This window comes from Embleya sp. NPDC050154, assembly GCF_044460165.1.
In the GTDB taxonomy this organism is placed as follows: domain Bacteria; phylum Actinomycetota; class Actinomycetes; order Streptomycetales; family Streptomycetaceae; genus Embleya.
This window is the reverse complement of the sequence record NZ_JBITJP010000013.1, coordinates 26685-40167: the sequence shown is the minus strand read 5'-3', so window position 1 is coordinate 40167 and position 13483 is coordinate 26685. Positions and strand designations below refer to the sequence as shown.

At 70.8% G+C, this 13483-nt stretch carries 12 protein-coding genes; 2 read left to right on the top strand and 10 right to left on the bottom strand.

Translation table 11 applies throughout. The annotated features are described in order from the left end of the window. Positions 1 to 8: 8 nt before the first annotated feature. Positions 9 to 587, bottom strand: a complete 579-nt coding sequence (locus tag ACIBSV_RS26380) for an SRPBCC family protein (protein ID WP_395867120.1) — start codon at positions 585 to 587, stop codon at positions 9 to 11. 190 nt (positions 588 to 777) lie between these two features. Between ACIBSV_RS26380 and ACIBSV_RS26375 the strand changes: the two genes are divergently transcribed. Further along, positions 778 to 1800 (top strand): NADPH:quinone reductase, encoded by a 1023-nt coding sequence (locus ACIBSV_RS26375; RefSeq protein WP_395867118.1) that lies wholly within the window; start codon positions 778 to 780, stop codon positions 1798 to 1800. Between the two features lie 65 nt (positions 1801 to 1865). Continuing rightward, a complete protein-coding gene (locus tag ACIBSV_RS26370) occupies positions 1866 to 2276 on the top strand; it encodes a VOC family protein (protein WP_395867116.1) in 411 nt (136 codons plus the stop codon). Between the two features lie 66 nt (positions 2277 to 2342). Here the strand turns inward: ACIBSV_RS26370 and ACIBSV_RS26365 are convergent, their stop codons facing one another. The 9 genes from ACIBSV_RS26365 to ACIBSV_RS26325 form a co-directional block, all read right to left on the bottom strand. Beyond that, on the bottom strand, positions 2343 to 4685 hold the full coding sequence (locus ACIBSV_RS26365) for an amino acid adenylation domain-containing protein (RefSeq protein WP_395867114.1): 2343 nt from the start codon (positions 4683 to 4685) through the stop codon (positions 2343 to 2345). Positions 4686 to 4830: 145 nt separating this feature from the next. Beyond that, positions 4831 to 5919 carry a 3-deoxy-7-phosphoheptulonate synthase gene (locus ACIBSV_RS26360; protein ID WP_395867112.1) on the bottom strand — a complete coding sequence of 363 codons (1089 nt, stop codon included), beginning with the start codon at positions 5917 to 5919 and terminating at the stop codon, positions 4831 to 4833. Positions 5920 to 5948: 29 nt separating this feature from the next. Further along, entirely contained in the window at positions 5949 to 6971 is a 1023-nt protein-coding gene (locus tag ACIBSV_RS26355; RefSeq protein WP_395867110.1) for a ketoacyl-ACP synthase III family protein, read from the bottom strand. After that, entirely contained in the window at positions 6958 to 7464 is a 507-nt protein-coding gene (locus ACIBSV_RS26350) for an SRPBCC family protein (RefSeq protein ID WP_395867108.1), read from the bottom strand. Before ACIBSV_RS26350 ends, ACIBSV_RS26355 begins: the two co-directional genes overlap by 14 nt. After that, the gene (locus ACIBSV_RS26345; protein WP_395867106.1) at positions 7461 to 9050 is read right to left on the bottom strand and encodes an aldehyde dehydrogenase family protein; all 1590 of its coding nucleotides are present in this window, start codon (positions 9048 to 9050) and stop codon (positions 7461 to 7463) included. Before ACIBSV_RS26345 ends, ACIBSV_RS26350 begins: the two co-directional genes overlap by 4 nt. A gap of 626 nt (positions 9051 to 9676) precedes the next feature. After that, the gene (locus ACIBSV_RS26340; protein WP_395867104.1) at positions 9677 to 10075 is read right to left on the bottom strand and encodes a YdeI family protein; all 399 of its coding nucleotides are present in this window, start codon (positions 10073 to 10075) and stop codon (positions 9677 to 9679) included. Further along, the gene (locus ACIBSV_RS26335) at positions 10072 to 11997 is read right to left on the bottom strand and encodes an anthranilate synthase family protein (RefSeq protein ID WP_395867102.1); all 1926 of its coding nucleotides are present in this window, start codon (positions 11995 to 11997) and stop codon (positions 10072 to 10074) included. The genes ACIBSV_RS26340 and ACIBSV_RS26335 overlap by 4 nt, the downstream gene beginning before the upstream one ends. Beyond that, entirely contained in the window at positions 11994 to 12656 is a 663-nt protein-coding gene (locus tag ACIBSV_RS26330) for an isochorismatase family protein (protein WP_395867100.1), read from the bottom strand. The genes ACIBSV_RS26335 and ACIBSV_RS26330 overlap by 4 nt, the downstream gene beginning before the upstream one ends. Positions 12657 to 12703: 47 nt before the next feature. Then, positions 12704 to 13474 carry a 2,3-dihydro-2,3-dihydroxybenzoate dehydrogenase gene (locus ACIBSV_RS26325; protein ID WP_395867098.1) on the bottom strand — a complete coding sequence of 257 codons (771 nt, stop codon included), beginning with the start codon at positions 13472 to 13474 and terminating at the stop codon, positions 12704 to 12706. Positions 13475 to 13483: the final 9 nt, after the last annotated feature.

Sequence of the window (13483 nt, the reverse complement as noted above, 5' to 3'; positions counted from 1 at the left end):
GCGGCGGTTCAGCGCCGGACGGCGGCGGAGCGCTCGACGACCCGCTTGATGCGTTCGAGGGTGACCGGCAGGTCCGTGGCGAGTTTGGCGCCCCACTCGGCCAGGAAGCGCAGCTTCTCCCGCTCGTCCATCGCCGCGGTGATGCCCCGGATCCCCTCGGTGGCGCGGCCCATCCGGAACCGGTGGGTCAGCACACAACCGCCGTCGGCGGGCTCGATGTCGTAGCCCCACACGCTGTCCTGCCGCACCCCCGCCGAGTCCCGCATCGCCCAGCCGAAACCGCGCCCGGGCTCGGCGGCGACCACCTCGGATTCGGTGAACCACGTGCCCCGGACCACCGGGGCCCAGCCGACCACGTCCGCGGCCCGCAGGTTCTCGCCGCGGAACACCGCGCCCACCGTGCCCGGTTCGCCGCGGATCCAGGTGCCGCCGACACACTCGGGACTCCACTCCGCGCTGCGCGGCAGATCGCTGACGACCGCGTAGACCTCGGCCGGGTCGGCCGTGATGTGCGTATGCGCGGCCAACAGGAACAGCGGCGCACGCTCGCCGGCCTCGAAGGCCGCGAAGCTTGGTGCGTTGGTCATCTCCCGGCGCCCCTTTCGGTGTCGCTGGTATGGGCGAGAGCACTGCTACCACTCATCACGTTATGGTGGTAACAGCGCGGCGACCACGCCCTGGCGATAAGACGTCCTTCTCGAATCGCGAAGCCACGCGCGTCCCGAACCGGCGGGTCACGCAGGGGAATTCACTTCGCCTGATGCCAGACTCCGGTACATGCGCGCTGCCTACCTCGAACGGCTCGGCCCACCGTCGGAGATCCGTTTCGGCGAGCTGCCCGACCCCTCCCCCGGCCCCTGCGACGTGCTCGTCGACGTGTGGGCCGGCACGGTCAATCCGGTCGACACCTTCGTGCGCTCCGGGCGGTTCGCCACTCCCGTCGCGTTCCCGTTCGTCATCGGCCGCGATCTGGTCGGCCGGGTGGCCCGGGTCGGCCCGGGTGCGCCCGGCTTCGCCGTCGGCGACCCGGTCTGGAGCAACAGCCTCGGCCACGGCGGCCGGCAGGGTGCGGCGGCCGAACGGGCGGTGGTCGCCGCCGACCGGCTCTACCGACTCCCGCCGGGGGTGGATCCGTACGCGGCGGTGGCGGTGCTGCACCCCGCGGCCACCGCCCACCTCGCGCTGTTCGCGCACGGCGGCCTGCGCGCCGGCGACACCGTGCTGATCGCGGGCGCCGCCGGAAACGTCGGCGGCGCACTGGTCACACTGGCCGCCGAGGCGGGCGCCCGGATCCTGGCCACCGCCTCGGCCCGGGACGCCCGATACTGCCGTGAACTGGGCGCCGAGATCGTCTGCGACTATCGCGACCCAGACCTGACCCGACACCTCGCCGAGGCCGCCCCGAACGGCGTGGACCTGTATCTGGACACCTCCGGCCGCAACGACCTGGCGGCGGCGGTCGACCTCCTCGCCCGCCGCGGCCGGATCGTTCTGCTCGCGGGCGCGGGACCGGGCACCGCACCGGTATTGCCCGCGAGCGAGCTCTACATGAAGGACGGCTCGATCCGAGGTTTCGTGATCTCGCACGCCGGCGTCGACGAACTCGCCGCCGCCGCGGGGACGATCAACCGCCTCCTCGGCACCGACCGGTTGCGCCCGCGCGCGATGGAGATCCTGCCGCTGTCCGCCGCCGCCGACGTGCACCGTCGGATGGAACGGCACGAACTGCACGGCACAAGAGTGGTACTGCGCACCGACCACGCGCCCCGACCCGATTCGCCCGGTCCCGCCGGGGAGTGACCCCTCACGACCCGCGGCGTTATCACCATGTCGGACCGGTTCCGCCGAACACCGAGGGAGCACGAATGTTGCGAGGTTTGGCCCATGTCAGGTACCAGGCGGCAGACTTGGCCGCGGCCCGCCGCTGGTACACCGAACTGCTGGGCATCGAGCCCTACTTCGAACGCCCCGGGTATGTCGAGTTCCGGGTCGGCGACTTCCGACAGGAACTGGGTCTGGTGGACGCTGCCTACGTCTCGGAGCTGGGCGCGCACGGCACGGCCGAGGCCGGCGGTGCCGTCGTCAGTTGGCATGTCGGGGATCTGCCCGCCGTGCTGGACCGGTTGCTGGCCATGGGCGCGAAGGAGCACGAGCCGGCCCGCGACTTCGGCGAGGGATTCGCCGGTGCCTCGGTGATCGACCCGTTCGGGAATGTGCTCGGCATCATGCACAACCCGAACTACCTGGACGTCCTGGCCGAGACCGGCAAGGGCTGAGCCCGGCGCGCCACGGCTCGTCGTCCCCGTCGGTCACGCCGGGGACGACGGCCGCTCGCACGAGGGTCAACGCACGCGGGCCGCCTCGATCACCGCGGCCATCCGGTCGATCGTGGGCTCGTGCAGCAGATCACCCAACTCGACGTCGATGTCGAACAGCTCGCGCACCTGCTCGGTCAGCCGGGCGCCACGCAGCGAGTCGCCGCCGAGTTCGAAGAAGTTGTCCCGCACTCCGATCCCATCCAGTTCGAGCACCTTCGTCCACAACTGCACGAGCGAGTGCTCGGTGTCGGTGCGCGGCTCTCGGTACGGGCTGTCCAGGTCCGGCCGCGAGCGCGGCGGTTCGGGCAGCGCGGCGCGGTCGATCTTGCCGTTGACCGATGTCGGCAGCCCGCCCACGACATACGCGGACGGCACCATGAACGCGGGCAGCTTCTCCCGCAGCGCCCGACGGATGTCCGGGACCGCCGGCGCCGGTTCACCCTTGGGCTCGATGTACGCGGTCAGGCGCACGTCCCCGTCGGTGTCCCGATGCGCCAGGACCGCGACCTGGGCGACGCCCGGTTGCCTTGCGGCGACCACCTCGATCTCGCCGAGTTGCACGGTGTTGCCCTGCACCTTGAGTTGGTTGTCCACCCGGCCGATGATCTCGATGCCGCCGTCCTGCCAGTACCGCGCCATGTCGCCGGTGCGGTAGAGCACCGGGTTCCGGTCCGGATCGATCGGGTTGGACACCCACTTCAGCGCGGTCGCCTCGGGCCGGTTCAGGTAGCCGGCGGACAGGCTGTGGCCCGCGATGCACAGTTCGCCCACCACGCCCGGCGGTACCGGCGCGAGGTTCTCGTCCAGCACGTAGATCTTGACGTTGGGGATCGGCCGGCCGATCGGCGGCAGCCGGCGGGCCCGTCCCTCGGCCCCCAACTCTCGTCCCAATTCGGTGATGTCGCAGCCGGCGACGGTGGTCGCCTCGGCGGAGCCGTACAGGTTGATCAGGCGGAACGGCAGCCCGGCGGGCGGCCAGGACTGGATCCGCTCGCCGCAGACCCTGATGTTCGCCAACGGGGTGTCGGCGGGCCAGTCCAGGCTCCACAGCCGCTCGGCCATCGGCTTCATCAACAGCGTGGTGGTGATCCGCTTGTCCAGGTACCAGTCCTGGAGCAACTGCGGGGATGCCACCACCGATACATCGGGAATGTGCACCGTACCGCCGGCCGCGAGCACCGGGAAACACTCGACCTCGACCATGCCGTAGCCGGGTGCGGCCAGCCAGGTGCCCTGGGTGTCGGCGTTCATCCCGGTCATCTCGCACATGCTGTGGATCTGATTGCGTGCCGCCCCGAACCGGACCAGAACCGCCTTCGGCGCGCCGGTGGAGCCGGAGGTGTAGCAGATGTGGATCAGGTCGTCGACGTCCACCGGCGCACTCACCTCGGTGCTCGGCTCGGCGTGCCAGTCGGCGACGTCCAGCGAAAGCACCGGACAGTGTCCGGAGACCTTGTCCTCGTGCGCGGACAGCGTCACGACCGCGGCGGCCGAGGCGTCCTCGACCATGAAGCGCACCCGATCGGCGGGAAAGTCCGGGTCGAGCAGGATCGCCGCCGCCGCGAGCTTGAAGCAGGCGAGTTGGGCGATCAGGCTCTCCGCACCGCGCGGGAAGCAGACCCCCACCCGGTCCCGCCGGCGAACACCGGTCGCGGCCAGACGGTGCGCGAGGCGATTGGCCCGGTCGTCCAGTTCCCGATAGGTCAGCGCGCTGTCCGGCAGCGCGATCGCGATCGCCTCGGGGGTTCGGCGCGCGAAGTCCGCGACGATCTCGTGGAAGAACGGCTCGGGTACGTCCTGTTCGGTCCGGTTCCACTCGACCAGGATGCGCTGCCTCTCCTCGTCGCCCAGCAGCGGCAGATCACGGACGAGCACGCCGTCGTCGGTGCTCAGCGCGCACAGCACGCGGGCCAGATGCCGGCCGTACTGGGCGGCCGCCTCTTCATCGAACTCGTCCTGGGAGAGCAGCAGTTCGTATGTGGCCTCGTCGACGCACAGGGTCAGCGCGGCGCGGGAGGCGAAGTCCCGCGCGGCCGCGTCGGCCACCATGCCGTGGCAGGGGCGACCCGCCGCCGGTTGTGCGGGCGGCGCGGCGGCGACGCCGGCGAGCAGTTCCGCCGCCGTCTCGTCTCCGGACACCCGCGGCTCGATGGTCTCGGTCGGTCCCGGACCGGTACGGCGAGCGATCAGCAGATCGGTCTCGCCGGTGTATCGGTGGATCAGCGCCGCGAGCGCCGCCGACGCGTACCGCGCCGGATCCGACTTCGCCCGATCGGGGGCGGCGATGGCGATCCGATGCACCGCTCCGGTGCGATCGCCGTCGATGTGCCGCGCGAGCGGAAGTGCCGAACTCGTGGTCGTGGCCACCGGAATCGTTCCTCTCGAATTCTCGGATGTCGGATGTCGGATGTCGGGAGGTGGGAGGTGGGAGGTGGGTACGGGGAGGTGAGGGTGTCGGGTGTGCAGGTGTCGGGTGTGCGGGTGTCGGGAAGCCGGGTGTCGGTCCGAGTGCTCAGGCCACCATCACCGACGGATCCGCCGCGCGCCGGGCCTTCACCGCCTCCGCCAGGCGCTCGACCATGTGCATGGTCTGCTCCCAGCCCGCGCACGCGTCGGTGACGCTCTGGCCATAGGCGAGACCGTCGGTCCGACCCAGGATCAGATCCTGTCGACCGCAGGCCAGGAAGCTCTCGATCATCATCCCGGCGACGCCGGACTCACCGTCGGCGATGCGTTCGGCGACGTCCTCGACCACGTTGGTCTGCTCCTCGTGGTCCTTGCCGCTGTTGCCGTGGCTCGCGTCGATGACCACCCGTCCGGGCAGTCCCGCGGCCTGCAACTGATCGAGTGTCTCGGCCACGTCGGGCGCGCTGTAGTTGGGGCCTTCGGTGCCGCCGCGCAGCACCACGTGGCAGTCGGGGTTGCCGCTGGTGGTCACCACCGCCGCCTGCCCGTCGTCGGTGATGCTCGGGAACACGTGGCTGTTCGAGGCGGTGACGATCGCGTCGATCGCGTCGCCCGTGCGACCGGCGGTCGTGTTCTTGATCCCGACCGGCATGTCCAACCCACTGGTGAGCTGGCGGTGCACCTGACTCTGCACGGTGCGCGCACCGATCGAGGCCCACGAGACCGCGTCGGCGAAGTAGCGGGCGATCATCGGGTCGAGGAACTCGCAGCCGATCGGCAGCCCGGTTTCCAGGATCCGCACCATCAGCCCGCGCGCCATCCGCAGCCCGGTGTTCAGGTCGAACGACCCGTCCAGGCCGGGATCGCTGACCAGTCCCTTCCAGCCCATCCGGGTACGCGGCTTCTCCACATACACGCGCATGACGATCAGCAGTCGGTCCGCCATCCGCCGGGACACTTCCGCCAGGCGCTCGGCGTAGACCAGTGCGGCCTCGGTGTCGTGGATCGAGCACGGACCGGTGACCAGGACCAGGCGATCGTCCTTCCCGTTCAGGATGCGCTTGACGTCCCGGCGGGCCGCCAGCACGGCTTTGCGGGTCTCGGGCGGGATCGGTATCTCCTTTCGCAGGGCGGTCGGCGACATGAGTCTGTCGACCGCCGTCACGCGGGAGTCGGAGTTGCGGCTGAGGCTCATGACAAAGTTCCTTCCTTCCGATCGTGGGGTCAGGACCGGTCCGCCGCGAACACGGCGGCGGAGAAGGTGAAGCCCATGCCGGTTCCGATCACGAGCACCCGGGCCCCGGGTGCCAACAGGTCTTCCTTGAGCAGGTGGTCGAGCGCGTAGATCTGGTCGGCCGCGCCGAGATGGCCGATGGTCAGCCCGAGTTCGTGCAGGTCGTGGCGGGGGGTGATGCCGAGCGGCCGGACGAAGCTCTCCCGGTGGAGCGTGCTGCCGACGAACGGGGTGACGAACCAGTCGATCTGCTCCTGGTCCAGTTCCGCGTCGGCCAGGGCACGGGCCACCACGCTGCGGGTGCGGTCCGCCGAACGTGTCTGGACGTCCCGGATGGAAACCTCGCCCTGGGCCAGGAATTGCCGAGTGCGGTGCCGGATGTCGCCCTGCCCGGAAGGCGCGGTACGAAACGGCTCGTCGCCGCGCGAGAGCCCCTCCAGGACCGTGTCGGTCTCCGAGACGAGCGAGACCAGCCGCAGCCGACCGCCGCCTCGGGCGAGCACGGCCGCCGCGGCACCGTCGCCGAACACGATGCCCGGGGACGTGTGCCAGCGATCGGTCGGCGGCGCGAACCGGTCCCCCAGCGTGATCAGCGCGGACGGCAGCGCGGGGCGCGACGCGAGCATCGCCGCGGCGATGTCGATGCTGACCAGCGAACCGTTGGACCACGCGGAGACGGTCGTGGGTACCCCGTCGACGCGCGGACCCAGCAGCTCCTTGGCGATCCAGCACGCGGCGGGCCACATGTCGATGCCCTGGAAGTGCCCGTGACTGTGCAGGTACAGGCTGCCCGGGTCGACCACGGTGCCGTACTCCTGGGCGTCCTTGATCGCCTGGCGCCCCGCGATCACGGCCATCTCCGGCGGCGCGAGCCGGGCCTGGGCGACGCTGACCATGCCGGTGCTCTCGGCGGCCTCGGCCTCGTAGTGGCCGGCCGCGACGGCGTCGGAAACGGGGGTCCGCTCGCCGAGTGTGCCGCCGGTTCCGGTGATCCAGATGTCATCGAAGCGCATGGCTCGGGCTCCCTTCCGGAATCAGGGCGACCGGCAGGTCGCGCAGGTGGTGCCCACCGGAGGTGATCTCCGCGGTGCCGCCGACGCCGATCAGGATGTGGTGTGCGGCGCGGACCAGGACCCGGCCGACGGCGGAGTCGATCGCGCCCGCGAGGTGCGGCACGCTGGTGCGGTAGCCGACCTCGAACACGGCCTCGCAGCCGTCGTCGGTGTCGGTGCACGTCCACGCGCCGCCGAACCGTTGGAAGTCGCCGTCGACCTGTTCGAACTCGATCCGGTACGGCTGCTGCTCACCGCTCGCGTCCCGGGTGCGCTGCGCCCACCGGGCGGTACCGCCGCGGAAGGCGAGCGTCCAGTGCCGCAGGTCGTCGCCGGCGTCCTGGACCGAGACGATCTCGGCGGCCCAGTCCGGGAAGACCCGGTCGTCGCGGAGTCGTTCGATCGCGGTCGCCGCCGAGCACGGCAGTGCGGCCTTGAGAGTGCGGGAAGTCATCGGGCTCCTCCGAGTCGGGGCGTCGGACGGACGATGCTGACGCCCTGCAGATGCGTGGTGCGCAACATGGGATGGCTCGCCTCGCCGAAGGCGCCGCCGGTGAGGCCGGTGCCGCCCGAGTTGGGCAGGAACGGGAGGAAGTTGCCGTGCGAGTCGTTGATCTTCAGGTTGCCGCCATTGGTGACACCCGACAGGAACCGCTCGATGTGCTCCGGGCCGGTCGACCAGAACGAGTTCCGCAGGCCGTAGGCATTGCTGTTGACGAACGTCAGGATCTCCTCGAACAGTCGCTCGTCCGAGTCGCCCGGCTCGGGCACGATGATCGGCAGCAGCGGGAAGAACGTCTCGTCCCGGACCACCGACAACGAGCGGGCGTCGCCGAGTCCGGCCACCCGCACGATCGTCGGTTCGATGAAGAAGCCGGTGTCCGACGGGGTGCCGTCCACCTCCAGGCGACGGCCGCCGTGCACCATCGTCGCGCCGCCCATCAGGGCCTCGGTCAGGCAGCCGAAGAACCAGTCGGCACCGAGCACGGGGGTGAGCACCACGCCGGGCTCGTCGGGATAGCCGGGGTGGATCTTGCCGGTCGCCACGATCAGTCGCTCGATCAGCTCGTCCGCGATCGCGGGGTGTGCGATCACCTGGTTGGGCACGTTGCAGATCTGACCGGAGTTCAGGAAGAACTGGGTCATGGTCTCCACCGCGGCGTCCAGGTCGGCGTCGGACCACACCACGCAGCAGTCGTTGCCCGCGAGTTCGAGGATCGGCTTCTTGCCCGCGGCGATGCAGTCCCGTTCGAAGGCCAGGCCCTGCTTGCTGCCGCCGTAGTAGACGATGTCGTTCACGTGTTCGCTGGCCAGCCAGGTGTCGACGGCCGGCGGGCCGCAGTAGGCGTTCAGCGTGCCGGCGGGCGCTCCGGCCGCCTCCAGCACCGGCGCCACCACCTCACGCATGGCGTACATGCAACTGAGTGCGACGCCGCGCGGCGCGCGGACCACGACGGTGTTGCCCGCCAACAGCGCGGTGATCGCGGACAACGCGTTCACCGTCGCCGCGTTCTGTGGTGGGTTGACGCACACCACACCGTCGGCCACGCGTCGCAGGATCATCTCGCGCTCTCCGTCGTGACGACGGAACTCCAGTTGTTCGGCGCACCATTCGAGCGTCTCGGGGCTCCATCCGGTGAGCGGGATCCCGTCGATCATCGCCTCGGCTCCCGAACGGGGTTGCCCCTCGGCGACCAGGATCTCCACCAGCGGATCCCGATGCTCGCCCAGCCGCCGCGCGATCGCCCGCCCGATCTCCATCCGGGTGGCGAGCGGCGTGCGCGCCCACTCCGGCGCGGCACCGGCGGCCGCCTCGAGCGCCGCCGCGATCATGCCTTCGTCGGCGACCGCACACGCTCCCGCGAGCCGATCCCCGGCACTCTCCCGATCGACCACGCCCAGGTCGAGATCACGCTTCAACCGCAGACTGGGAAAGGTGTCCTCGATGATGGCCCGAGCGGTGACGGTGTGCACATACTCCCCGCCTTCGCCGCCGATGTCCCGGCCGCCGATGTAGGCGGGATAAACCCTGGTGGTCACGGTTCTCCCTTTCGAGCGAAGGATGTGGATACCAGCAAAAACGCTACGCAGGTAACAGAACCGGAACAACGCACCCGCGATAAGACTTGGTTCTCACCCTGCGAACCAACAAAGCCACCCAGCCCACCAATTCGGCCCAACCAGCACCCGAGCCCAATCAGCCCGTGCGCCGCCTGAGCACACCAACCCGGCGGGCGCTAGAGGCCACTCAGCCCGTGCGGCGCTTGAGCACAACCAGCCCGGCCGGCGCTAGAGACCACTCAGCCCGTGCGGCGCTTGAGCACAACCAGCCCGGCCGGCGCATGAGGCCACCCAGCCCGTGCGGCGCTTGAGCACAACCAGCCCGGCCGGCGCATGAGGCCACCCAGCCCGTGCGGCGCTTGAGCACAACCAGCCCGGCCGGCGCTTGAGCACAACCAGCCCGGCCGGCGCATGAGGCCAAACAGCCCGGCCGGCGCTTGAGGCCACCCAGCCCGTGCGGCGCTTGAGCACAGCAGCCCGGCCGGCGCATGAGGCCACCCAGCCCGTGCGGCGCTTGAGCACAACCAGCCCGGCCGGCGCATGAGGCCAAACAGCCCGGCCGGCGCTTGAGGCCACCCAGCCCGTGCGGCGCTTGAGGCCACCCCTCAACCAGAGCCCGCCGCAGGCGAACCCGCGACCCAACGCCCCTCCGCCTTCGCAGCCTCGATCCGCGCCAACCCCGCCGCCCGCATCCGCCCGCGCTCGATCAACTTCTCCGCCCGCCGGCAATTGATCCTCGACCAGTTGCTCCGCGCCCGGCGCGGGGTGTACCGCTGCGCCCACCACCCCTCCGGCGTACCGCCGGAGAACGCCTTGCCGTCGATCCACCCGTAACACAACGCCACGTCCAACGCCTGTCCTCGGGTCACCGACGGCTCCGACGTGCCCTTCTTCGCCAACGCCACCCACACCCCGTCCGAGTCGGCGTGGTTGGCCTCCATCCAGGCGCCGAACTCCTCGGCCGAGGCGAAGTACAGGGTCTCCTCGCCGTCGTCGCCGCTCACGTGCGCACCTTCCCCTCCGCCAGATCGCCCAACAACTCACCCAGAATCTCGGCCCCGTGATCGGTCAACACCGAAGCCGGATGGAACTGCACCGAAGCGAACCCCGGCCCGCGCAGCCCATGCACCTCGCCACTGCCCGGGTCGCGAAACACCTCGACCGCACCGTCCCGCGCCGCGCACCGGATCGAATCGCTCGGGCTCAATGCCGCGAACGTGTTGTAGAACCCGACCCGTTCGGCCCGCCCGAAGCAGTCGACGGTCCGTTGCGTGCCCTGATTCGGCAGCGGATTGCGCACGATGTCCAGCCCGAGCATCGTGCTCAGCACCTGATGGGCCAGACACACCGACAGGAACGGCGTGTCCGCCGCCAGCAGCGTGCGGGTCACCTCCCGGATCCGGGCGATCTTGGGATGCGCGTGATCCCGAGGGTCCCCGGGGCCGGGGCCCACGATGACCAGGTCGTGCTCGTCCAGGCGATAGTCCTCGTCGAACCGCCGAACGGTCACCAGCAACCCTTGCGCGGCCAACAGGTGCCGCCCCATCGAGGTGAAGGTGTCCTCGGCGTCGATCACCAGCACGGTACGACCCGCCAACCTCGGTTCGGGCCGGGTGCGTTCCCCCGGCCCGGCGAACCAGAAGCCGGCCAGCGGCAGGTTCCGCGCCGCCAACGCCCGTCGTACGTCCGGATGTTCGCCGATATCGGCGCCGGTTCCGACCGGTCTGCCGACCGCACCGCCCACCGGGCCGCGCAACGCCTCCAGCAGGCCCGCCGCCTTGGCCCGGGTCTCCGCCGCCTCCGAGACCGGATCCGAATCACGCACCAGCGTCGCGCCGACCGCGATCCGCAACCGACCCGCCGGGTCGACATCCGCCGTACGGATCAGGATCGCCGAGTCCATCGCCCGACCACCGTGCGCGTCCCGCCCGATCAACGCGACCACGCCCGCGTAGTAGCCGCGCCCGGCCGGTTCGTGCCGCGCGATCACCCGGCACGCACTCTCCAACGGGCCGCCGGTGACCGTCGGCGCGAACATCGTCTCGCGCAACATGTCCCGCACGTCCAGCGAACTGCGGCCCTCGATCAGGTATTCGGTGTGGGCCAGCCGCGCCATGCGTTTCAACCGCGGGCCCACCACCCGACCACCGAGGTCGCACACCCGGCCCATCATCTTGAGTTCCTCGTCGAGCACCATGTACAGCTCGCCGGCCTCCTTCTCGTCGGCGAGGAAGTCCAGCACCTCGCCCAGGTCCGGCCCACCGTCCGGATACCGATACGTGCCACTGATCGGATTCATCACCACGGTGCCCGCGTCCAGGCTGATGTGCCGCTCCGGCGAGGCGCCCACGAACGTACGGCCGGCGGTGTGGATCACGAACGTCCAGTAGGAGCCCGGGTCGCGCCCCAGCAACCGACGGAAGAAGGCCAAGGCGGTATGCGGCGACCAGTTGCCGATCTCCACCCGGAACGAGCGCTTGATCACGAAGTTGGCGCCGGTCCCGCGCCCGATCTCCTCCGCGAGCACCGTGCGCACCGTGTCCGCGTACTGCTCGTCGTCGGCGTCGAAACCGCCCCGGCCCAGCTCGATCGGCCCGTCCGGCAGCCGATCGAGGATCTCCGCGACGGACACCGCGTCCTGCTCCAGGACGGTCATCGCCAGCAGCGGTGCGCCGTCGTCGGGAAAGTCGTAGCCCCGCTCGCCGATCTGCCGATACGGCAGCACGGCCAGCGTCTCGTGCCGGCCGCGACCACCGGCCGGCGGCAGCGGGATGTCCGCGATCCGGTCCGGCTCGGTGATCCGCCCGAGCAGTACGTCGATCCGCTCGGGCCCGGCCGCGCCCGGCCGGTGCAACAACGCGAACGGCGGTGGGTCCGGCGCCAGGATGCGATCCAGGACGGACGGGCCGGGCGGCGGGCCGGTCATCGCTTGGCTCCGCCCGACGTCGTCGCCGTCGCCGTCGACAACGCGACCCGGGTGGACACCGTCACCGCGCACCGGGACGCCAGATAGTCCAGCGCCATCCGGTGGTACTCCGGCGAGAAGTCGGCCACCGCGTCGGCCACCACGAAGGTCTCGATGTCGTGCGAGAAGGCCTCGTGCGCGGTCATCAGGATGCCCACGTGCGCGTAGACGCCGCAGATCACCAACTGATCCCGGCCCTGCGCGCGCAGCAGGTCGAGCAGGCCGGTGCGGAAGAACGCGCTGGGCCGCCACTTGGTGAACACGGTGTCCGCCGCGTTCGGCGCGATCCGGTCCGGGATCATCCGCTGCCCGGGCTCGGCGGTCATCCCCGGGCCCCAGAAGTCCTTGAGCAGGCCGCGCTGTTCGTCGCTCATCCCGCCGGGTTGCGCGGTGTACGCGACCGGCGCGCCGCATTCGGCGAACCGGGCCCGCAGCGCGGCGACGTTGTCCATCAGGTCGGCCATCGGCGCCCGGTCCGCGTCGAAGGGCCGCATGAAGTAGTGCTGCAGATCGTGGATCAGCAACACCGCGCGCGCGGGATCGATCGTCCAGGACGCGACGTTGCGCGGCAGCTCGTCCTCGGTCGGCATGGGGTAGGACGCGATCGCCGGGATCGCCATGATGCCTCCTTTCTCGTGCGGTGGGGGACGCTCGACGGAGCGCGCGCTCAGTTGCCCAGCGCCGCGCCGCCGTCGACCGTGAGCTGGTGGAGCGTGATGTGCGCGGCGCGGTCGGAGAGCAGGAACAGCACCGCGTCCGCGACGTCCTGCGGGCGGGCGAGTCGGCCGAGCGGAATGCCGACCCGGAAGGTGGCCGCGGTGCCCTCGATCGAGGCCGCGCGCGCGTCGCCGTCCGCCCACAACGAGGTCAGCATCGGCGTGTCGGTGGAGCCCGGGGCGACCACGTTGCACCGGATGCCGTGCCCGGCCAGTTCCAGGCCGAGCGACTTGGTGTAGACGGTCGCCGCGGCCTTGGACGCCGCGTATGCCGCCATGTCCCAGCGCGGGGTGCCCGCCGCGTTGGAGGCCACCGTGACGATCGCGCCGCTCGCGCGCGGGATCATCCGGCGGGCCACCGCGCGGCACACGTGGAAGACACCGGTCGTGTTGACCGCGAAGGTCTGCTCCCAGTCCTGATCGGAGAGTTCGGCCGCGGCGCCGGTGCGCAGCACCCCCGCCGCGTTGACCAGGTAGCCGATCGGTCCCAGTTCGTCCTCGATTCGGGCCACCACCGCGTCCACGTCCGCGCTCGATCGCACGTCGGCGGCGAATCCGCGCACGCGGTGTCCGGCCTCGGTCAGTTCCTTGACCGGCGGCCCGAGCGCCTCGGCGTTCGCGTCGAGGGCCGCGACCGCGATCCCCTCGGCGGCCAGCGCGCGCGTCACCGCACCGCCGATGCCACCTGCCGCCCCGGTGACCAGGGCCGTCGTGTCGCGCATCGGGCACAC